This window comes from Bartonella sp. AU18XJBT (assembly GCF_028618595.1).
Classification (GTDB): domain Bacteria; phylum Pseudomonadota; class Alphaproteobacteria; order Rhizobiales; family Rhizobiaceae; genus Bartonella.
Map to the genome: position 1 here is coordinate 1 of NZ_JAQITE010000030.1, position 20559 is coordinate 20559.

The 20559-nt window shown below is 38.6% G+C and carries 21 protein-coding genes; 9 read left to right on the plus strand and 12 right to left on the minus strand.

Annotated elements, in window-relative coordinates; genetic code table 11:
- Both PVV60_RS07780 and PVV60_RS07785 read right to left on the minus strand, forming a co-directional pair.
- The coding region (locus PVV60_RS07780; protein ID WP_404977302.1) for a helix-turn-helix transcriptional regulator at nt 1-119 on the minus strand (119 nt) is incomplete at its 3' end.
- A 207-nt stretch (nt 120-326) separates the two neighbouring features.
- Complete coding sequence (locus tag PVV60_RS07785) at nt 327-1493, minus strand: site-specific integrase (protein ID WP_273724110.1); 1167 nt, start codon at nt 1491-1493, stop codon at nt 327-329.
- A 679-nt stretch (nt 1494-2172) separates the two neighbouring features.
- On the opposite strand from PVV60_RS07785, the gene petA reads away from it, so the two are divergent.
- The 4 genes from petA (at nt 2173) to PVV60_RS07805 (ending at nt 5423) form a co-directional block, all read left to right on the plus strand.
- A complete protein-coding gene (petA, locus tag PVV60_RS07790; protein WP_273724111.1) occupies nt 2173-2721 on the plus strand; it encodes a ubiquinol-cytochrome c reductase iron-sulfur subunit in 549 nt (182 codons plus the stop codon).
- Nucleotides 2722-2725: 4 nt separating this feature from the next.
- Nucleotides 2726-3982, plus strand: coding sequence for a cytochrome b N-terminal domain-containing protein (locus PVV60_RS07795; RefSeq protein ID WP_273724112.1), 1257 nt, complete (start codon nt 2726-2728; stop codon nt 3980-3982).
- Nucleotides 3976-4872: a cytochrome c1 gene (locus tag PVV60_RS07800; protein ID WP_273724113.1), complete on the plus strand. Its 897-nt coding sequence runs from the start codon at nt 3976-3978 to the stop codon at nt 4870-4872. The genes PVV60_RS07795 and PVV60_RS07800 overlap by 7 nt, the downstream gene beginning before the upstream one ends.
- Before the next feature lie 110 nt (nt 4873-4982).
- Nucleotides 4983-5423 (plus strand): PRC-barrel domain-containing protein, encoded by a 441-nt coding sequence (locus PVV60_RS07805; RefSeq protein ID WP_273724114.1) that lies wholly within the window; start codon nt 4983-4985, stop codon nt 5421-5423.
- Between the two features lie 156 nt (nt 5424-5579).
- Here the strand turns inward: PVV60_RS07805 and ychF are convergent, their stop codons facing one another.
- A complete protein-coding gene (gene ychF / locus PVV60_RS07810) occupies nt 5580-6683 on the minus strand; it encodes a redox-regulated ATPase YchF (protein ID WP_273724115.1) in 1104 nt (367 codons plus the stop codon).
- A 266-nt stretch (nt 6684-6949) separates the two neighbouring features.
- Between ychF and PVV60_RS07815 the strand changes: the two genes are divergently transcribed.
- Nucleotides 6950-7693: a L,D-transpeptidase gene (locus PVV60_RS07815; protein WP_273724116.1), complete on the plus strand. Its 744-nt coding sequence runs from the start codon at nt 6950-6952 to the stop codon at nt 7691-7693.
- A gap of 361 nt (nt 7694-8054) precedes the next feature.
- Here the strand turns inward: PVV60_RS07815 and pth are convergent, their stop codons facing one another.
- Together pth and PVV60_RS07825 are read right to left on the minus strand one after the other, a co-directional pair.
- Nucleotides 8055-8636 carry an aminoacyl-tRNA hydrolase gene (gene pth, locus PVV60_RS07820; RefSeq protein ID WP_273724117.1) on the minus strand — a complete coding sequence of 194 codons (582 nt, stop codon included), beginning with the start codon at nt 8634-8636 and terminating at the stop codon, nt 8055-8057.
- Nucleotides 8637-8712: 76 nt separating this feature from the next.
- Nucleotides 8713-9342 (minus strand): 50S ribosomal protein L25/general stress protein Ctc, encoded by a 630-nt coding sequence (locus PVV60_RS07825; RefSeq protein WP_273724118.1) that lies wholly within the window; start codon nt 9340-9342, stop codon nt 8713-8715.
- Nucleotides 9343-9634: 292 nt separating this feature from the next.
- On the opposite strand from PVV60_RS07825, the gene PVV60_RS07830 reads away from it, so the two are divergent.
- Nucleotides 9635-11134 (plus strand): ATP-binding protein, encoded by a 1500-nt coding sequence (locus tag PVV60_RS07830; RefSeq protein WP_273724119.1) that lies wholly within the window; start codon nt 9635-9637, stop codon nt 11132-11134.
- Here the strand turns inward: PVV60_RS07830 and PVV60_RS07835 are convergent.
- The 4 genes from PVV60_RS07835 to lgt all read right to left on the minus strand — a co-directional run bounded on the left by PVV60_RS07835 (nt 11131) and on the right by lgt (nt 15360).
- A complete protein-coding gene (locus PVV60_RS07835) occupies nt 11131-12063 on the minus strand; it encodes a ribose-phosphate pyrophosphokinase (protein WP_273724120.1) in 933 nt (310 codons plus the stop codon). The genes PVV60_RS07830 and PVV60_RS07835 overlap by 4 nt on opposite strands.
- Before the next feature lie 474 nt (nt 12064-12537).
- A complete protein-coding gene (gene pgeF / locus PVV60_RS07840; RefSeq protein ID WP_273724121.1) occupies nt 12538-13329 on the minus strand; it encodes a peptidoglycan editing factor PgeF in 792 nt (263 codons plus the stop codon).
- A gap of 98 nt (nt 13330-13427) precedes the next feature.
- Nucleotides 13428-14507 carry a class I SAM-dependent methyltransferase gene (locus PVV60_RS07845; RefSeq protein ID WP_273724122.1) on the minus strand — a complete coding sequence of 360 codons (1080 nt, stop codon included), beginning with the start codon at nt 14505-14507 and terminating at the stop codon, nt 13428-13430.
- Complete coding sequence (gene lgt / locus PVV60_RS07850; RefSeq protein WP_273724123.1) at nt 14482-15360, minus strand: prolipoprotein diacylglyceryl transferase; 879 nt, start codon at nt 15358-15360, stop codon at nt 14482-14484. Before lgt ends, PVV60_RS07845 begins: the two co-directional genes overlap by 26 nt.
- 306 nt (nt 15361-15666) lie before the next feature.
- Between lgt and PVV60_RS07855 the strand changes: the two genes are divergently transcribed.
- On the plus strand, nt 15667-15912 hold the full coding sequence (locus PVV60_RS07855) for an accessory factor UbiK family protein (protein WP_273724124.1): 246 nt from the start codon (nt 15667-15669) through the stop codon (nt 15910-15912).
- A gap of 407 nt (nt 15913-16319) precedes the next feature.
- On the plus strand, nt 16320-16820 hold the full coding sequence (locus PVV60_RS07860) for a YbjN domain-containing protein (RefSeq protein ID WP_273724125.1): 501 nt from the start codon (nt 16320-16322) through the stop codon (nt 16818-16820).
- A gap of 45 nt (nt 16821-16865) precedes the next feature.
- Here the strand turns inward: PVV60_RS07860 and PVV60_RS07865 are convergent, their stop codons facing one another.
- Both PVV60_RS07865 and PVV60_RS07870 read right to left on the minus strand, forming a co-directional pair.
- On the minus strand, nt 16866-18206 hold the full coding sequence (locus tag PVV60_RS07865) for an ATP-binding protein (protein ID WP_273724126.1): 1341 nt from the start codon (nt 18204-18206) through the stop codon (nt 16866-16868).
- A gap of 8 nt (nt 18207-18214) precedes the next feature.
- Nucleotides 18215-18919 (minus strand): response regulator, encoded by a 705-nt coding sequence (locus tag PVV60_RS07870; RefSeq protein WP_273724127.1) that lies wholly within the window; start codon nt 18917-18919, stop codon nt 18215-18217.
- A 142-nt stretch (nt 18920-19061) separates the two neighbouring features.
- Here PVV60_RS07870 and PVV60_RS07875 point away from each other — a divergent pair, with 142 nt between their 5' ends.
- Entirely contained in the window at nt 19062-19712 is a 651-nt protein-coding gene (locus tag PVV60_RS07875) for an MBL fold metallo-hydrolase (RefSeq protein WP_273724128.1), read from the plus strand.
- Nucleotides 19713-19779: 67 nt separating this feature from the next.
- Here PVV60_RS07875 and PVV60_RS07880 read toward each other — a convergent pair whose 3' ends face one another.
- Nucleotides 19780-20532: a BA14K family protein gene (locus tag PVV60_RS07880; RefSeq protein WP_273724129.1), complete on the minus strand. Its 753-nt coding sequence runs from the start codon at nt 20530-20532 to the stop codon at nt 19780-19782.
- Nucleotides 20533-20559: the final 27 nt, after the last annotated feature.

Here is a 20559-nt window from a genome sequence, read left to right on the forward strand (position 1 = left end):
CCAAATTTTAAAGGTTTTGGCAAAGAGCCATTGGTAACATGACGGCGGAATGTTGAGACACTCATATGAAGCAATTTTGCACTTTCACGGTCTGTCAAAAGAATATCATTTTCTGTCATAATAATTTCCTTTCTATCAAAAAATGAGAACAAATCATAACTATTTATTAACCACATTTTGGTTCATTTTTGAAGGTATTTTATTTATAGAAAACAATATTTTATCATATAATTTGTAATGTGATAATTTATGAATCTTATTGAGAAAGAATGAGAGACAAGAGAGCTAAAGTTATCCACAGATAATGGGGTTATTCACCCCATATCTTAAGATTGACCTGTGACATATGCCGCCCATTTATCCATATAGACACGGCGCTGTTCTAGATAGTCAGTACGACGATAGGCACGTTCTACTTTACCACCTACCGTATGAGCTAGAATGGTTTCAGCGACCTCATAGGGGGCATCGGTTGTTTCAGCAAGCCAATCGCGTAAACTAGAGCGAAACCCATGGGGGCAGGCTTTAAGTTTATTGTCTCTCATGTATTGAGCCATACAACTATCAGCAAGGGGACCGCGACCGGTTGCAGAAAAGAAGAAATCATTGCGAGAAAGTGAGCGCGCTTGTTTTAAAATGTCTAATGCTTCAGTTGATAAGGGCACACGAAATTCTGTTGTAGCATCACGCTTGCCTTTCATATTTTCAGCAGGGATAGTCCATATATTACCCTCAACTTGATCCTTATGAATATGACGTAAAGGGTTAGAGCGAACCCCTGTAAGGATAAGCAAACGCAAAGCCAGTTGTGTTAGGGTTGATGCTTCGCAAAGTGTTTGATAAAAAGCTGGTATATCTTTCCAATCCATTGCAGGTAAATTTTTGACTTTATGGCGTTGTTTTCCTAAAAGAGCGCGTGCTTTTTCGGTTGCTTGTAAATCAACATCCAAACCTAATGCAGCAGCATGTTTGAGACAAAGTTTGAGACGTATCAATGCTGTCCGAGCAGCTCCAGCTTTTGTATGCCAAATGGGAGCAAGAACATTCCGTATCTCTGTTTGTGTAATCTCTGACACAGGAAGACAGCCTAATTTGGGAAGAATATAAAGTTGTAAAGGTGAAAACCAATGTCCATTTTTACCATCCCCTTTTAATTCAGCTTTACGATTTTCAAAAGTCTCTAAAGCAATGTCTTTTAAGTAATGGAGATTACTTATTGCCTCACGCTTTTGTTTCTCACGTTCTTTAATGGGGTCACGCCCTTCACGTAAAACAGAGCGCCACCCAGTTGCCAATTCACGGGCTTGTTTTAAAGAAACATCTCTCAAGGCACCCAAGCCCATTTCACGACGACGACCATGAATGGTATAACGGTAAATCCATTGAGCACCTCCATCTTTACGCTTATGAAGTAACAAGCCAGCACCATCGTTATATTTGCCAGCCCCCAATGTTGCGACAGCCCTTGCATTAAGACGGTTCATAAGAGCCATTTTTAGTCCTTTCTTATACAAATTTGATCCACACACTCATCCCACTTGTTATGTGCAAGTAAGTGGTTTTAGTTGATTCAACATAAACAGATTTGAAATGAGAGAATCTTACGCTATTCGGGACTCTCATTTAACATACAAAACAGTGAATTATCATTATAAATCAATGCCTTGTAATGTTGAAAAGTGGGATATTTAAAGAGGTTAGATCATTCATTTTAATGGAAATCAACAAAATATGCTTTTTATGCAAAAGCAGAGGCGGAAAAAATACTCATTCAACCAGTTGGAATTGAGGAAGGGAGAGATGCTGTAAATGTGTTAAAGAAATAACCGATAAGCTCAACTTATTTACTGAGCTCGGATCATAACAAGACTATCTTTCTTTAGAAGTATTTATTTACACGCTATCTTCGTTTTTCACAGGGAGGGGTAATTTTGATTGATTAATATGAATAGGTTTGAAATGAAAGAAATTGACGGTGTTTCAGGATTTCATTCACTCTGTAAAACGATGAATTATCATTATAAAACAGTTTGTTGTATAAAGCATACAAATGGCAGGAGTTTTTTACGGGGATGTTTTTATGGTTGAGGAAACTGAGTGATCAAGCATTGTACAATGGGAGAGGGTATGGTAAAAGAATGTTTTAGCAAAATGTCTCTTTAAGTTAAGTCTATGGGTGAGCAAACGAGGCGGGATTTTCTGTTTTTGGTAACAGCTGTTGCAGGAGCAGTTGGAATGGGAGCGGTTGCGTGGCCTTTTATCCATCAGTTGCGTCCAGATGAAGCTGTTTTGGCATCTTCCTCAGTTGAGGTTGATCTTTCTGGTATTGAAGAGGGGATGTCGGTGACGGTAAAGTGGCGAGGACAGCCTGTTGTTATTCGAAATCGTACGACAAAAGAAATTGCTGATGCGCGCGCTACAGAATTGAGTGTTCTAAAAGATCGTCAAGCGCGCAATCCTAATCTTGAAGGTGAAAAAGAAGCAACAGATTTTGCGCGTTCAGCAGGGAAAGGACGTGAAAATTGGCTTATTGTTATTAATCTTTGTACGCATCTAGGCTGTGTAACACTTGGGCAATCGGGTAAATTTGGAGGATGGCTGTGTCCCTGTCATGGGTCTGTTTATGATACCGCTGGAAGAGTGCGGTCAGGTCCAGCTAACTATAATTTGGCTATTCCACCTTACCAATTTCTTTCTGATACTTTGCTCAAAATAGGATAAGGTTATGGCAAGGTTTCCTCCTTATTGTCCTAAAAATTCTCTTGCTCGTTGGTTTGATAAACGCTTACCTCTTCCTCGTTTTTTTTATAATGTATTTGTCATTTTTCCTGTTCCGCGTAATCTTAATTACTTTTACACATTTGGCGGTATTTTGATCATTATGCTTTTATCACAGCTCTTGACTGGTATTGTCTTGGCTATGCATTATGTTCCAGATATTAATTTGGCTTTTGAAACTAGTGAACGATTTCGACGTGAAGGGCAGTTTGGGTGGCTTTTTCGTCCATGGCATTCTGTAGGCTCTTCGTTTTTTTTTATTGCTGTTTATATCCATTTGGCACGTGGACTTTATTATGGTTCTTATAAAAATATGCGAGAAATGGTGTGGATTACAGGTATTTTTATTTACATCATCATGATGGCAATAGCATTTTTTGGTTATGTGCTTATTTGGGGGATGATGTCTATTTCAGCGGCTTCAGTGATTGCAGGGCTTTTAAAAACGATACCTTTGGTGGGGACATGGTTGCATGAGACACTTCTGGGTGGTTATGGCGTGGGACAACCAACGTTGAATCGTTTTTATGTTTTCCATTATGTTTTATCATTTGTTTTGCTTCTTTTTGTAGGGCTGCATATTTGGGCAATCCATTGTGTTGGACAAGGCAATCCAACGGGTCTTGCTATACAATCAGATAAGGAAACAGTTCCATTTTCGCCTTATGCGCTTATCAAAGATATTTTTTCTATTACTGTTTTTTTGATCTTCTTTGCTTGGTTTTTGTTTTATATGCCCGATTATATGGGGCAGGCTGAAAATTATAATGTGGCAGATCCTTTAAAGGCACCTCTTCGTGTGGTTCCAGAATGGTATTTTTTGCCTTTTTATGCGATACTTCGTGCTATAACTTTTGATATTGGTATTTTCCCTTCAACTTTTGTGGGTTTTGTTTTATTCGTCAGTTCGATTTGTATTTTAATTTTTGTGCCATGGTTAGACCGCTCTAAAATATGTTCAGCAAGATATCGACCTGTTTATAAAATTTTTTTTTGGGCGTTGGTTATTGATGTCGTTTTTCTTGGTTGGTTGGGATCAAGAGAAATAAATGACAAAATTCTTTTATGGACGCAATTGGCTACGGTTTATTATTTTATATTTTTTTTGATTATTTTGCCGATTTTGCCAGCGTTTGAAAAAAATTGTTCTCTTCCTTCTTCAATTATGCAAGATTTAAAACAGAAAAAAAAGAGACTATGGTAAATGTTTTTGTCGGAATAATTGTTATCGTTGCTATGAGCTTTTCTGCTCAGAGTTTAGCGAGAGATGCCTCTGATCAGGAGGAGGGATTTACTTCTCTTCCTTTACGGATTCCTAAAAAACAAGAATGGAGTTTTTCAGGTCCATTTGGGCTTTATGATAAGGCGCAATTGAGGCGTGGATTAAAGGTTTATAAACAAGTTTGTTCCAGCTGTCATGGACTAAAGTATGTGGCTTTTCGCAATTTAAAAGCTCTTGGGTATGATCAAGAACAGATTAAAGCTTTGGCAGGGCAATATGAAGTGCGCGATGGTCCTAATCGAGAAGGAAAATTTTTTAAACGTGCTGGAGTTGCAACGGATTATTTTCCTTCTCCCTTTGCACATGAAGAAGAAGCAAGATTTATTTTGAATAGTGCTTATCCTCCAGATTTGTCATTGATGGCACGTGCACGTGGGGTATCTTGGCCGTTTTCTGCTTTAATTACTGATGTATTGACTCATTATGACACAGCCGGTCCAGATTATATTACAGCTCTTTTAACAGGATATCAGAAGGCACCGAAGGAGCTAAAAATTGCGAATGGTTATTGGTATAATCCTTATTTTATTGCCGGTAATTCTTTAACTATGGCTCCTCCTTTGAGTGATGGTATGGTTGCTTATGAAGATGGAACCCCAGAAATCATTGAACATTATGCGCGCGATGTTTCTGCTTTTTTGATGTGGGCTGCCGATCCTCATATGGAAATTCGCAAAAAAACCGGTTTTCGTGTTATTTTATTTTTAATCATTTTTGCAGGGCTTGTTTATATTTTAAAAAATCGTATTTGGTGTGGTTTAGAAGAAGAGTTAGAGAAAGAAACAAAAGACGAAATAAAGAGAAAATGGTAAAGCGACAAGGCTTGAAAGAGTATAGAGTATAAAGAGCATAAGGAACAAATCTTTTTATGATGCATTGAGGTTTTGTAAAGTAAAAGCAAAGTAAAAAGGGAGATGTTAAAATGAAAAAAATTGCATGTACTACTCTTATGTCAATTTTTATGGTTTCTAGTACTTACGCTCAGTCTTTTGAAGTGCCTTCAAAACCTGAAATGATCTCTTCGACGGGTATTGTACAGGTGGGGGTAGATAAGTCTGTGCGTTATGTGACACCTTTAGCAACGGATTTTGTTGCTTCCAGCCTTATAGGCGCCAATGTATATAATATAGAAGATGAAAATATTGGTGAAGTAAAAGATATTATTTTACGTGAAAATAATATCGCAGGGTTTGTTGTTGCTGTTGGTGGTTTTCTTGGCATAGGCGAGAGTTATGTGGTCGTTTCTCCAGAAACAATCCAGATGACAAATGATTATGGTAAATGGAAACTCATTACAAATGCGACAAAGGATTCTTTAAAGGACGCTCCAACATTTAAATACGAAGGGCGTTGGACGCGCTAATTTTATATTTCCATTCTTTAATGGATAAAACTGTTGCTATCATAATCATATGCTAGCAACGGTTTTTGTTCAAAAAACTCTTGGGAGCTTTTGCGACAAGATTCCAAGGACCTATTACAAAGTTTTCAAGATAAACTATTAAGACAGAGTGAAGATTTAAGTATTATGTTTAAATAACATGACATCGCCATCTTGCACAATATATTCTTTTCCTTCATCACGGGCTTTTCCTGCTTCTTTTGCACCGCTTTCTCCACCCAGAGCAATATAGTCATCGTAACTGATGGTTTGGGCACGAATGAAGCCGCGCTCAAAATCTGAGTGAATAACGCCAGCGGCTTGGGGAGCTTTTGTACCACGCGTAATTGTCCATGCTCGTGTTTCCTTAGGTCCGCAGGTGAAGTAAGTAATAAGATCAAGTAAATGGTACCCAGCGCGAATAAGGCGATTTAAACTTGGTTCAAAGAGTCCTAGAGCATCGAGATATTCTGATGCTTCAGCATCACTCAATTGTGTGATTTCCGCTTCAATAGAAGCAGAAATGATAATGCTTTGCGCATTTTGCTCTGTTGCCATTTTTTCAACTGTTTGGGTAAAGCTATTTCCATGAGCGGCGTCATTTTCGCTTACGTTACAAACATAAAGTACAGGCTTGGAGGTTAAAAGATTCAAGCTTTTAAGAATGTAGTGTTCATCGGAAGAGATATCTTTGAGTAATAACCGGACAGGGTTTCCTTGTTGCAGTATGTTTAATGCTTTTTCCATAATGGGTAAAATTGTGAGAGCTTCTTTGTCTTTTCCGATTGCTCGCTTACGAATTTGTACGATTCGTCGCTCAAGACTTTCAAGATCCGCGAGCATGAGTTCGGTTTCAACCGTTGTCGCATCACAAACGGGATCAATACGTCCTTCTACATGGGTAATATCTTCATTTTGAAAACAGCGTAAAACGTGGACAATGGCATCGACTTCGCGAATATTGGCTAAAAATTTGTTTCCTAAACCTTCACCTTTTGAAGCTCCTCGTACAAGCCCTGCAATATCAACGAAGTTAATGCGTGTAGGAATCATTTCTTTTGAACCAGCGATTGATGCAATTTTTTCCATTCGGAAATCTGGAACAGCAACTTCACCGGTATTGGGTTCAATGGTACAAAAAGGATAATTGGCAGCCTGTGCAGTGGCTGTTTTTGTTAGTGCATTAAAAAGAGTTGATTTCCCAACATTAGGTAATCCGACAATACCGCATTTAAAGCCCATGAGAGTCTTTCTTTTCTTTTGATTTTATAGTCAAGATAAAGCTTCTTTTTTATAGCATATTTTCAGAAGAGTTATAGTCTTTGTGTTGCGATAAGTGAGAAAAAAGTCTAAAGTAACAAATAATCTGCTTTTTTACCTTAGTTCTTCTTATCTTAATGCTTTCCTTAGTCTTAAGGATAAGAAAACTTCGAATTAATGTTAATATTGTGCTAAGTTTTTCATGGTATGCAAATCTGCATAAATAATTAATCGGAGAAAATAGAAGAGTGTTATCTCGTTGTGCCTTTTTAATTGCAGCACTTTTAGCTTTGGCTGGATGTGCTACACGTCAGTCAGATATGTCATCGATTCCTTTTCAACAAGTTCGATACATTCCGCCAGAAATACAGGCTTTGTACGGTCCTGTAACGAATGAGAGCTATTCGTTACCAGCTGTTGATCTTGCGACAATTGATCCAAAGTTTTGGCGACAAGAAGTGATTTATTATACATCTTATGCGCCTGGAACATTGGTTATCGATACGCAAGAGTGTTTTCTTTACCTTATTGGTGAAAATGGAAAAGCTTTACGTTATGGGATTGGAGTTGGTAAGGAAGGTTTAGCATTTGAAGGTGAGGGGGTTATACAGCGCAAGCGTCGGTGGCCAAATTGGGCTCCTACTGCAGCTATGATGGCTCGAGAACCAGAACGTTATGGTCATCTTGGGAAAGGAATGCCACCAGGACCCGATAATCCATTAGGTGCGCGGGCACTTTATTTGTTCAAAAATGGGAAAGATACACTTTTCCGTATTCATGGTTCACACGAATCCTGGTCAATTGGGCGTGCTATTTCAAGTGGGTGTATTCGTCTGCTTAATCAAGATATTATCGATCTTTATGATCGTGTTCCCGTTGGTTCGCGTGTTGTGGTATTACAAAACAATAGGAGTATTCCTACAGCTTATAATCAACAATCAAATGGCTATGATCCGCTACAGTCGACCATTCAGCCAAATGATTTTTTTTAATTTGGGAGAGAAGATTGGAGAGAGCCGTTTGAATCTTTTGTTTTTCTGTTCAATCTTCTCTTTCTCTCAAAAGAGAAGATAAGCCTTTCTTTTTCAAAAGTGTACATAAGCTTGTATTCTTATTCTATTTTCTAGCTTCTCACGTTGCCAACAGATTTTGCCTTTGAGAAAGTTTATAAGAGGCATTTTTTCTTTTTTCAAGAGTTCTTATCTATATGCTCCACATGACGGTGACACGCAAACTAATGGTTTTAATTATTTTATTATCAACAGATTTGATATGAACCTTGTGATTTTGAAAATTTTTATTCAACGTTCAAAATAATTAATTGATTATAAATCGATACATTATAGAAGGATTCTATAAAGAGGAGCGGTTTTTTATCGTTTGTGAAATTTCATTCATAAAGAGGGATTTGTCATCTTTTATAAGGAGAGCGATATTTTTTGCAATTGTCTCTAAGAGAGGGGATAACCATTCTTGATCAGATTTGGTAAAATTCCCCAGAACATGCTGATGAACAAGTTTTTTGCTTCCAGGATGACCAATTCCTATGCGTATACGACAATAGTTAGTACCACAATGGGCATCAATAGACTTAATGCCATTATGCCCATTATTTCCTCCACCAATTTTTATACGAACTTTTCCAGGTGACAGATCTAACTCATCATAAATGATGATCAAATTCTTCAGATCTAATTTATAAAATCGCAAAGCTTCACCAATAGCTTGACCAGAGAGATTCATGAAAGTTTGTGGTTTTATAAGAAAAATTTTCTCATTATTTATAAAACCATTGGAGATTTCTGCTTGAAACTTCTTCGACCATGGAGAAAAAGAGAAGGACTGATAAATGGCATCAACAGCCATAAAACCGATATTATGGCGGTTATTTTGATATTGTAAACCAGGATTACCAAGACCAGCAATAAGCCACATGTGTATCTTCAGTCAAAGTATGAATAAGGGTAATATCTCATAAATTAAGGCGGAAAAAATTCCCGCCTTTTGAGTTTTATGAAGTTTGCGTGTTCTCTTCATCATTTTCTTGTTCAGAAGCTTCATCGCTGACATCCATGCCAGCAGGAGCTGCAATGGTTGCAATGGTAAAGTCTCGATCTTGGATGATGGGAGTCACATCTTTTGGCAGTTGCACTGCTGAAATGTGAATAGAATCACCAATAGAGTAGCTGGAGAGATCAATTTCAATAGCTTCAGGAATAGCACTTGCTGGAGCAGTACATTCAATTTCGTGCCGGACAATATTGAGAACACCACCCTTTTTAAGTCCAGGTGCTGTATCTTCATTGAGGAAGTGGACAGGAATATTCACTTCTACAACGGATTTTGCTGAAATGCGTAAGAAATCTACATGGAGGGGAAAGTCACGCACGGGATCTAATTGATAATCTTTAGGCAAAACCATAATTTTTTGCTTGTCAAGAATAATCGTTGCAATGGTGGTACGAAAGCCACCGGCATGAATCTTGTAGAAAATTTCTTTATAGGGAACTGTTATTGCCAAGGGAGGTTGTTTTTCACCATAAATGACAGCAGGAATAAGACCGTTGCGGCGAAGTTCACGGGAGGACCCCTTACCAACCCGCTCGCGTTTTTCGGCCTTAAGAGTGTAGCTTTTGCTCATAATTTAAGTCCTTTTTACATGATTGGAGATCCTTCAAAAACAGTAATAGTTTTTGCATGGATATGAAGATATGCGCTAACCAACAGCGATCGCTCCATTCTGCGTTGCCTCCAAGGGTGTCTACGCAGAAGTTTGTTCTATAATTCAAACTATTCATAGATGCAAGAGTTGTGGGAAAAATCGATGATTTCTACCGTTAAAAAGGAGGAAATGTTACAAATTACGGTATGGATGGAGAATCAACCAATATGCGCTGGCGCTGATATGTTCAAAATCAAACACTGGAGATGTTATGAAGGTTGAGATTGCCTTGGGTGATATGTCAGAGAGTCGTGCTTTGCATAAATCGATGCCAGCACTTCTTGATCTGGAAGAATTATTGGCGACACGTCTTCTTGTACAAGGTAATTCCGGTTCAGGGAAATCACATCTTTTACGCCGTCTTTTGGAGCAAAGTGCTAAGTGGGTGCAGCATTGTGTAATTGATCCAGAAGGCGATTTTGTAACTTTGGCAGATAAATTTGGTCATGTTATTGTAGAGGCTCAACGTAGTGAATTAGAATTGACTCGTATTGCCCATCGCATTCGACAACATCGGGTTTCAGTGGTATTTAATCTTGAGGGCTTGGATACTGAACAACAGATGCGTGCTGTAGGAGCTTTCCTTGGGGCGCTGTTTGATGTGGAACGTGATTATTGGTATCCTATGCTTGTCGTTGTCGATGAAGCACAATTGTTTGCTCCAACTGCGGCAGGAGAGGTTTCTGATGAAGCACGTAAGATTTCTCTTAGTGCTATGACCAATCTTATGTGTCGAGGGCGTAAACGTGGTCTTGCTGGTGTTATTGCGACACAACGTTTGGCTAAGCTGGCCAAAAATGTTGCTGCCGAAGCTTCAAACTTTTTAATAGGGCGGACTTTTTTGGATATTGATATGGTGCGCGCTGCTGATCTTTTGGGCATGGAGCGTCGCCAAGCGGAAATGTTTAGAGATCTTGAGCGGGGGAATTTTATAGCTTTAGGCCCCGCTTTATCACGACGTCCTTTACCAATCATTATCGGTTCTGTTGAAACTTTGGCACGCTCTTCTAGCCCTAAATTAATGCCACTTCCAACAGAGCGGGATGATGTGCAAGAGCTCGTTTTTACGGCTTCACCAGAGGAAATTTTAACACCATTTAAACAAACACGAGAGCCGATGAGGGAAAAATCAATGCACGAGATGTTAGAGGAGGTAGTGCATAAAAAACAAGAGTTGTTGGAAGAAAACCCGAGTTTATTTCCTGAACTTTCTGATGTTGAGCGTGACGGCCAAGCAGAACATATTATTCGGGAAATTCTTGAGGATTCTGAGGCTTTTTATCGTTCAACAGCGGTGCTTTATCAAGATTTTTCAGTGCGTTGTCGTATCCATGGTATGTCAAAGGTTCCTTTTAATCTTTCACAATTTCGGCGCAAATTGGCTATTGCTCAGGCTTTTGTTGATGAACAAACGGCTGTTAGTGAACATTGGAAACATATTTTGCAGATATCAGAGAGTTTGGAAGAAGATGTTCAAGGAGTCTTCTTGAACGTGGCACAAGCCGCATTAGGGGGAAAGCCATGTCCATCTGATGCATTTTTAGCACGTCTTTATGGGACTCATTCTTTAAGCCGTGCACGCCGACTTTTAACCTACTTTGAAGAGCGTGGACTTATTGTTATTCATACGCATTTTAGTGGTCAACGTATTGTTGCCTTTCCTGATCTTGGTGTTGAAACAGCACCAGGAGACCCCAAGGAACCACTTTAACCAAATAAGCTGGAAACCGATTGTTCTGCTGCTGTCCTTGCTATTGCTTCTCCAATAAGGTCGGCAATGGGCAAAACACGGATGTTATGGGCTTTTTCAATAGCTTGTGTTGGCATAATTGAATCTGTAATAACCAGTTCTTTCATCTCTGAATTGGTAATTCGTTCGATCGCATTACCAGAAAGAACACCGTGCGTGATATAAGCCGTGACACTATTGGCACCATGTTTAAGCAGAGCACTTGCTGCATTGCATAAAGTTCCACCTGAATCAACAATATCATCAAGCAAAAGGCAATCTTTTCCCGATACATCTCCAATGATATTCATAACTTCTGATTCACCGGGGCTTTCGCGACGTTTATCCACAATAGCGAGCAAACTGTTCAAGCGCTTGGCGAGAGCGCGCGCGCGGACCACACCACCCACATCAGGTGAAACAACGATAACATTTTCAAGAGAATAATGCACTTTGACATCGCGAGAAATGACAGGAACAGCATAGAGATTATCCGTAGGGATATCAAAAAAACCTTGAATTTGTCCTGCATGAAGATCTAATGTTAAAACGCGATGAGCACCTGCTTCAGTAATCAGATTTGCAACAAGTTTTGCAGAAATAGGAGTCCGTGGTCCTGGTTTTCTATCTTGGCGAGCGTAGCCAAAATAAGGGATAACAGCTGTGATGCGACGTGCCGAAGAACGACGAAGCGCATCAATCATGATGAGCAATTCCATCAAATGATCATTTGCAGGATAGGATGTAGATTGCAAAACAAAAACATCTTGTCCACGTACATTTTCATGTAGTTCTACGAAAATTTCTTGATCAGCAAAGCGCTTTACAGTTGCTTTGCCTAAGGGGATGTTCAAATAATTTGCAACATCTTCAGCTAGGCGTGGATTAGAATTTCCGCAGAAAAGTTTCATAGTAGAACCTCTGAATCATCATGGTGGGAATGCGACACGGTTTTTAATTTCTTTTTATTAAATTGCAAGAGAACAATTACAAAAGCCTTACAATTTTATCGATTATTATTAAAGAGCTATGCGGTATGTTTTCTCTTTTTCCAAAAGTTTGTTACTTTTAGAGCAAAGTTTTTTCTCCATGCGGCAAAAAAATACATATTGATTAAGCTTTTTGGTTATTACTTTATAAAAAATACTTTCAATATTGGGAATGTTTCATATTGAAGATGAATGAAGGGGAGTAATAAAAGGAGTATCATCTTGCCTTCAATCATTATAACTAAACATTGAAAATGATTCAGAGAAAAAGCTACCATATTTTATGGGCTGGTAGATGATTTCGTGAAAAAATCAAAATACAATGGGATGTATTTTTACATTTGGATAAAAAGTTTATTTTTACAGTTTTGGTATGGTTTTAAAGCATAAAAGGGCTCATCTTTTGTTTTTCAGCATAATAGCAGAAATTTGCCGTCCGTAATCAGGTTCGTTGCGGTGTATTGCACGGCGATAGGAGAAAAAACGCTGTTCATCTTGATAGGTACAAAGCTCTACACAAGAAGCATTAACGCCTGATTCTTTGAGTTGATCTATAATGAATGCCCATAAATTAAAGTAAAAGTGATTTATTTTGTCTGTTTTTATAAAATATTTTTGGTACTTGCTGTGGCAATCAATAAATTGGTCGTAAAATTCACTTGTTACTTCATAGTGACAAGGAGCAATACAAGGTCCAAGGGCTGCTGTTATTGATTGTCTTTTGGCTCCTTGTTTTTCCATAACAGCAATTGTTTTCTCGATAATTCCATTTAAGCTTCCACGCCAGCCGGCATGAGTTGCAGCGATGACTCCAGCTTGTGGATCAGCAAAAAGAATGGGTCCACAATCTGCTGTAAGAACCCCAATTACAAGATCTTTTGTAGTCGTAACGAGAGCATCGGCTTTAGGAGGGGAGCCGATAAAAGCTTTATCAACGATAACGACTTCACAAGAGTGTATTTGATTGACAGTGACTAAATTTTGTACCTCAACATCAAAATAATGAGCAACCAAAGTGCGGTTTTGTGCAATATGTTCAGGGTGATCATTTGAGCTTTGGCCAACATTAAGGCTTTGGTAAAGACTTTTTGAAACACTACCTTGACGCGTAAAAAAACCATGTTTTATCCCATGGGTGTGTAAAGTAGAAAGATTTTTTGCAAGAATGGGATGAGGGATAGGCTGCATAAAAGTTCCTTATGGGGGTATTTAAAGTGGTGGAGATTGTCATATTTGTCAATGAATATTTCAGATAATGATGTGCATATTAATAAAAGCGCCGATCATCAAAATTGGGGAGGTATGGAGATGTTTTTATCACTGAAGTGTAAAACTTTAAATAGTTTTCCCATTTGATCTGGACCAGCGAGCCGTTCGATGTCTTGGCGGATTTTGTCTTGTAGTGTAGCACTTTTGCCAACTCCAAGCTGTTTTGCGCGTTCCAGCAGCCCCATTTTTAAAAGAAATTCTCCTTGCTCGAAGATTTCAGCAAAACAACCTTGTTCAAGAGCTATGTATTTTAAAAAAGAAAAATCAACATGGGATGTTAAATCATGTTCCCCAGGGGCATCAAAAACATCACGAAATCTATGTTTTGACAGTGCTTGCAAGGTATCACCAAAGGCAAGTTCACAAGCACCATAGTCTATAAGTAAAGCAGAACCTGTCACTTGCACTAAATGGTGGCTGATTTGTTGCATGAATTGATGCCGTAAGGGGGCATGTTCAAAAATTGTTCCGTCAGGCACTTTAGAACAATAGGTTTGTAGACAAGAAGAGGGAAGTTTATGTGAGGTAGAAACAAAGATGAAATCTCCATTTTGATTGACTGTAATGCAGCGCTCTCTCCATTCTCCATTGACTTTAATATATTGGTTGATAGGGAGTGTATCGAGAAATTCATTAGCAATGAGGAAGAGTGGTTTTGAAGGAATTTGATTAAAATTTTCAATGCTATGGATTTGTTTTTGATAAGAGCAAAGGCGCTTTTTTTGTTCTTTTGCGAGTTTTTTGCTTATTTCGATCAGAAAAATTTCAGCAGCATTAAATGCTGTCATGGATAATTTTTGAATGGTACGCAAAACATCATCCATGAGAGTTCCACGTCCTGGACCTATTTCAGCGAGGATAAAAGAGTGAGGACAACCATGAGCATTCCAGCTTGCGAGAGTCCAAATGCCAATCATCTCTCCAAATAATTGGCTTATTTCAGGTGCTGTAATGAAATCACCAGCACGTCCAAAAGGCGTTTGTGTTTGATAATAACCAAATTGAGGGTTGGTAAGTGCCAACGTCATATATTGGCTAACAGTGATTGGTCCATTACGGGCAATAATTTCTTTAATTTTTTCTTTTAGATTGGCCATTTTCTGTCGATTTATATTTAAAGGCGTGGAGAAGAAGATAAAATCCTAAAAGAAGCATGGGAAGAGATAAAGCCATGCCATAGGTAAAACCAGTAGAATGGAAAAGAGTCGAAAACCATTCTGGATCTTCTTGAGGCGCACGGTAAACTTCAGAAATGCTACGTGCTATTGCGTAGCCTATAATAAATGTTCCCGCAACAGCTCCAGGGCGTTTTAATGCTTTGAACCCAAAAATAAGAAGACAAAGGATGATGAAGAGAAGAAATCCTTCCATGAATGCTTCGTAAAGCTGGCTTGGATGGCGCGGTAGATAATGAGGATCGAGAGGAAAACAAACCGCCCAAGGACGTGTAGTAATATTGCCCCATAACTCTTGGTTGATGAAGTTGCAAATTCGTACAATGCCGATACCAATAGGAGCACCTGCAGCAATGATATCAAACATGGCTCGTATGTTAATATGATTTTTACGGGCAAACCAGATCATAGCAATGATAATACCAATAAGTCCGCCATGAAAGGACATTCCCCCATCCCATACGGCAATGATAGCACTTGGATGGTTAAAATAGTAAATAGGATCCCATACAAGAACTTGTCCTAAACGCCCTCCGACAACAACACTTATAGCAGACCAAACAACAAAATCTCCGATCTTTTCTTTATCCATAGGAGGGTGGTCTCTATACCATAGAGATGTTTTTTTTAATAATTTTTGCGCATACCACCAAGCAAAAAGAATACCCACCACGTAACCAAGTCCATACCAATGAAGTGCTATGGGACCTAGCTGGATAATGACAGGATCAAGAAAAGACGGAAAAGCAATGGCTGGACAAGACAGATTGTTCATGAATTAAGCATCTTACATTATACGAGATGAATATGAAGTGACTCTGATGATCAGAAATGACAGATGAATGCACAATGGTCAAGTCAGTAGGGAGGATAGTCAGAAAGGCGGATAGATTTCCACTGGTTTATCGCGGTAAAAAATATGGTGATAAAAAGAATATTAAAAAATCTTAAACAAAACCGTCATGAAAAATCGGTACAGTGTGTAAAATTATAGGGTAAAAGGAACAAATTACAGTATCTAAATGTTATGAGAATACGCTATAATGCGTGCGTCAATAATTAAAATTTAAGGGAAAATGTTATGCGTAATGGATCAAATCGTATTCTTGATGAATTAGCAAAATTAGCAACAGATGCTGCTGACGTCGCGCAAGGTATACGACGTGAAGCTGGAACAGCTTTTCGTGTGCAGGCTGAAAAGATAGCAAACAAACTTGATCTTGTTTCTCGCGAAGAGTTTGAGACTTTTAAGGAGATGGTGCTGAAAATCCATGCTGATAATGCTGATTTGAAAAGGCGCCTTGATGATTTAGAAAAAGATGATTGAAAAAGAATGCAGACACAAAAAAGTACAATAGGTTCTTAAAAAAGAATTTTCAAAGAAATATCCCCAAGTTTTCAATATGATGCGTGAAACTAAAAAATGCTTAATCTTGAGTCTGTTAGAGCGGAGCATTTGTTTATTTTTGATTTTTTTTGGGGGTAAAATACATTTTTTTGAATCAGGGGGGCTGGCGCTATGAAATTGTATCAATACACTGAAAAGACTTGATGATTCGTTTTATGACTATCAGGTTGCCCTAAACAGCGCGATTGTGTTCTGGGTGTTTGTGTACAGTCGATGTTTTTATGTGTATTTGGTTTGGTGTAAAGGTTCTGATTGTAGCAAAATATTGTTACAGTTTAGACGGTTTATATTCTGTTGACAATGTTTTAAGATGATTGAGGATTGTGATGAGGCTTGCATTTTGCGCCACAGAAAGAAAAGAGCACCCTGTTGACTTTATTGAACAGATTGCCTGCGAATATGATTGGTCATTTGAGCGGGATGCGCAAGATGAAATTAGCGTTTGTGTGGAAGGAAAACGCGCAAACTATCGTCTTGCTTTTTCATGGATGGAAGAGCATGAAGCGCTTCATTTGGCTTGTTCGTTTGATCTTTCTATTAAGAATGCTCGAACAGCTGAAATACAGCGCTTATTGCTAGCAATTAATGAAAAGTTGTTGTTGGGACATTTTGATTACTGGCAAAGGAATAATTCAGTCATTTATCGGCAAGGTCTTCTTTTGGCTGGTGGGATGCATCCATCTCATATACAGGTTGAAACATTGTTGATACATGCACTTAAAGCCTGTGAAAGCCATTATGTTGCATTTCAGATGGTTGCTTTGTCGGGAGAAAGTGCTTACAAGGCACTGCAGTACACTTTGTTTGAAACTGTAGGGAATGCCTAAAATACACAGTCTGTTATTTTTACAGATGGTTTGCTGAAATATTGCTCATAGGGGGATATCAAGAATAGCGCGTAATCCCCCGAGTGGGCTTTCATCTAATTGTATATTGCCACCATGGCTGCGTGCTATGTCTTGAGCAATAGAAAGACCAAGTCCTGTTCCACTTGCATCTTGATTTCGCGCCTTATCAAGTCGAAAGAATGGCTTAAAAACTTCTGTGCGCATATTTTCATGAATTCCAGGTCCATTATCATCGATGATCAATATAAAAGATTCTTGTTGAGAGTTAGCTGTTAGTTTAACGGTTGTGCCGTAACAAAATGCATTTGATACAAGATTGCTGACCAAGCGTGTGAAAGCACGGGGACGTACTTGTATTTCTGTAGGACCTTCAATGGTGTAGGAAAATTGACGTTTGTGGAGATGAGCATCGGCGGAGAATTTTTGCATAAGAGCATTTAAATCAAAAGTCTTGACACTTTCACTTCCTTCACCACGAGCAAAAGCAAGATAATCTTCTAACATATTTTGCATGTCACTTACATCTTGCTCAAGCGGTTTAATATCAAAGTCAGTATTTACTAATGCTAGCTGAAGTTTAAAGCGTGTAAGAATGGTTCTTAAATCATGACTTACCCCGGAGAGCATCATGGTACGTTGTTCAATTTGGCGTTCAATACGTTCACGCATGCGTAAAAAAGCGATGCCTGCACGACGAACTTCTTCAGCTCCTTGTGGTTGAAATCCTTTTGGTAAAGGACGACCGCGTCCAAAGCTTTCTGCTGCCTCAGCCAATTGTTGAATGGGTTTGATTTGGTTGCGCAAAAAGTAAATTGCTATCAGCAATAAAACAAGAGCTGTTCCTACCATCCAGCTTAAAAAAATAGCAGTGTTGGAAGCATAGGCTTGGCTGCGTGGAGCAAAGACGCGTAAGATGTTGTGACCAAGGTGGATACGGATTTCAACAAGATCAGAATCTCCTACGGTATCGATCCAGAAGGGACGGTTAATTTGGCGGGTGATTTCTTCACTTAAAAAATAGTCAAGAATTGCAAAAAATGGCTTAGGTCCAGGAGGGGGTAAGGAAGTAGGAGATAGAATAGAAATGTTTAATCCCATGCGTTGTTGTGCAATACGCTTAATATCTTCATAGTTATCTTGTTGTGGATATGTTTCAAGAATATCAATAATGGCTGAAATATCATGCACGACAGCCGTTGAAAGACGCTCGGTTACCATTTGCCAATGGCGTTCCATAAAGACATAAGCAATGACCGTTTGCAGAAGCACCATGGGAGCGATAATAATGATTAAAGAGCGAGCATAAAGCCGTTTAGGCATTTTTTTTGTTAAACATCGAAGAAAAAATCTTAAAGGTTTGATCATTCTGGTGCCTATTCAATAGAGAGTTTATACCCTATTCCTCGCACGGTTTGGAGCCATATAGGCAGAGCTGGGTTTTTTTCGATTTTACGACGAAGGCGGTTGATCTGCACATCAATGGCACGTTCACTTATATTGCTGTCATCGGTCGCGAATTTATGGCGCGGAATTGTATCGCCTGCATTTTCGGCAAAAATGACCATCATTTCTTGTTCTTTATCTGTTAATTTAATAATTTCTCCTCCTTTTTTGAGTTCGCGTCGTGAAATTGAAAATATATAAGGACCAAAAACGATTTGCTCAATTTTAGGCTGGTTCGATAGAAAACCACGTCGTAAAATGGCGTTGATGCGAAGGAGAAGTTCACGAGGGTCAAACGGCTTAGCCAGATAATCATCTGCCCCTGCTTCTAATCCACGGATACGATTATCTATTTCTGATAAAGCTGTTAGCATTAAAATAGGAACATCTTTTGTTTGGCGGAATGAATGAGTAAGATCAATACCGTTTTCTCCAGGCATCATGACATCAACAATAAGAAGATCAAAATCTAAACTTGCCAACAGTCGTCTTGCTTCATTAGCATTGGCTGAAACTGAAACACGAAATCCATTTTTAATGAGAAACTGAAATAAAAGATTGCGAATACGTGTATCGTCATCAATCACAAGAAGGTGAGGTGCGTCATCACACAAAACTTGAACGTGATTGGTCATTCTTCAAAACCTTGACAAAAATTTAGTTTACACAAAATGCAAGTTTACATAAGTTGTATAAAGCTGTCGAGCAGCACCTTTATCTTAAAGGAGAGAAAGTTCTATTTATAAATTTTAAAAAGTGACTTTTGAAAAGGATATTATGGGTAGTCTTAGTATACATATTATTCCAGTTACCACATTCCAACAAAATTGCACTTTGCTTTTTGATAGTGAGTGTAAAAGGGGGGTTCTCGTTGATCCTGGTGGTGATTGGCCGCGGATTCAAGACGTAATCGAAAAGAATGGTGTTATCGTTGAAGCTATTTGGATAACACATGGTCATTTTGATCATGTGGGAGCAGCAATGCAAGTGAAAGAAGCGCTTAATGTAAAAATTATCGGTTCACATCGCGATGATAAGCCTGTGATGGATGCCGTGAGCGACAGTGCAAAAAATTACGGCATCATTGATGCTTGCAACTGTATTCCTGACCAATGGTTAGAAGATGGTGAGTGCGTTCATTTTTCTGGACATGTATTTAAGGTTTTTCACACCCCAGGACATTCCCCTGGTCATGTTATTTATTTCAATGAAAAAGAGCGTTTAGCCCTCTTGGGTGATGTGCTCTTTCGTGGTTCTATTGGACGTACTGATTTCCCCTTCTGTTCTCATGAAAAATTGATGCAATCTCTTCGAGAAAAAGTTTTACCCTTAGGCGATGATGTTTGTTTTATCTGTGGGCATGGTCCCAAAAGCAGTATAGGCTATGAGCGCCAAAATAATCCTTTTCTTCAAGATTTTAATATATGAACAAACAAAAAAACGCTTTGAAGCGTTTTTTTGCCATGTAAGATTTTTTTAGAAAGTTGTAAAAAAGTTAATTTATTGGAGCATAACAAACCTGTTCCAAACCATTGCGGTCTCGAAAAGTTCCTGTTTTAGGGTTGAAGGAACGGTATTTTTTCTTGCAATAGTTAAGCCAATCAGATTCTGATGATTGCTGGAGTGGCTCATATTCCACCGTTTGCTGCACTTGATAAACCCTTTGATTTTGCGGAACTTCTCGATAAATCACCTGATTTTGTGGTACTATTTGATAAACCACTTGTGGCTGTTCTGGTTTTTGTAAAACTGTACCAAGAATCGTACCTGCTGCAAGACCAAGAATACCCACGGCTAAACCATCTCCTGAGTTGTCTATATGAACATTACTGTGTTTTGTCTTTTTGCGCTCGACGTAATGATATGTTTTGTTTGCAACATGATAATAATGATGATGATGATGATGTTGTTGTTGTTGTTCCGTCTTATTATGTTTGGCTACAAACCTTTCATGTTTGGCTTTAAATCTTCTTCTGTCGTCATCAAAACGCTTTCGGAAATCATCAACAAACTTTTGGAAATCATCAGAAAAAAAGCCACGTTTGCTATGTGAAACAGCAGCTTCCCTCCTCATTTTCCTAATCATATCATCTGTTTGTTTAGTCATATTCTTCCTCATATCATCTATTTCTCTCGAGATAGAGTTACTATGATACCATGTCATATCCGCAAGCGTTGCATTTAGCGGCATCAAAACGGTTGCTGTTGACATTGCTGATAATACCGCTAACCTGATCATCTTTTTCATCATGATGCTCCTTGAGTAAATTCGTAT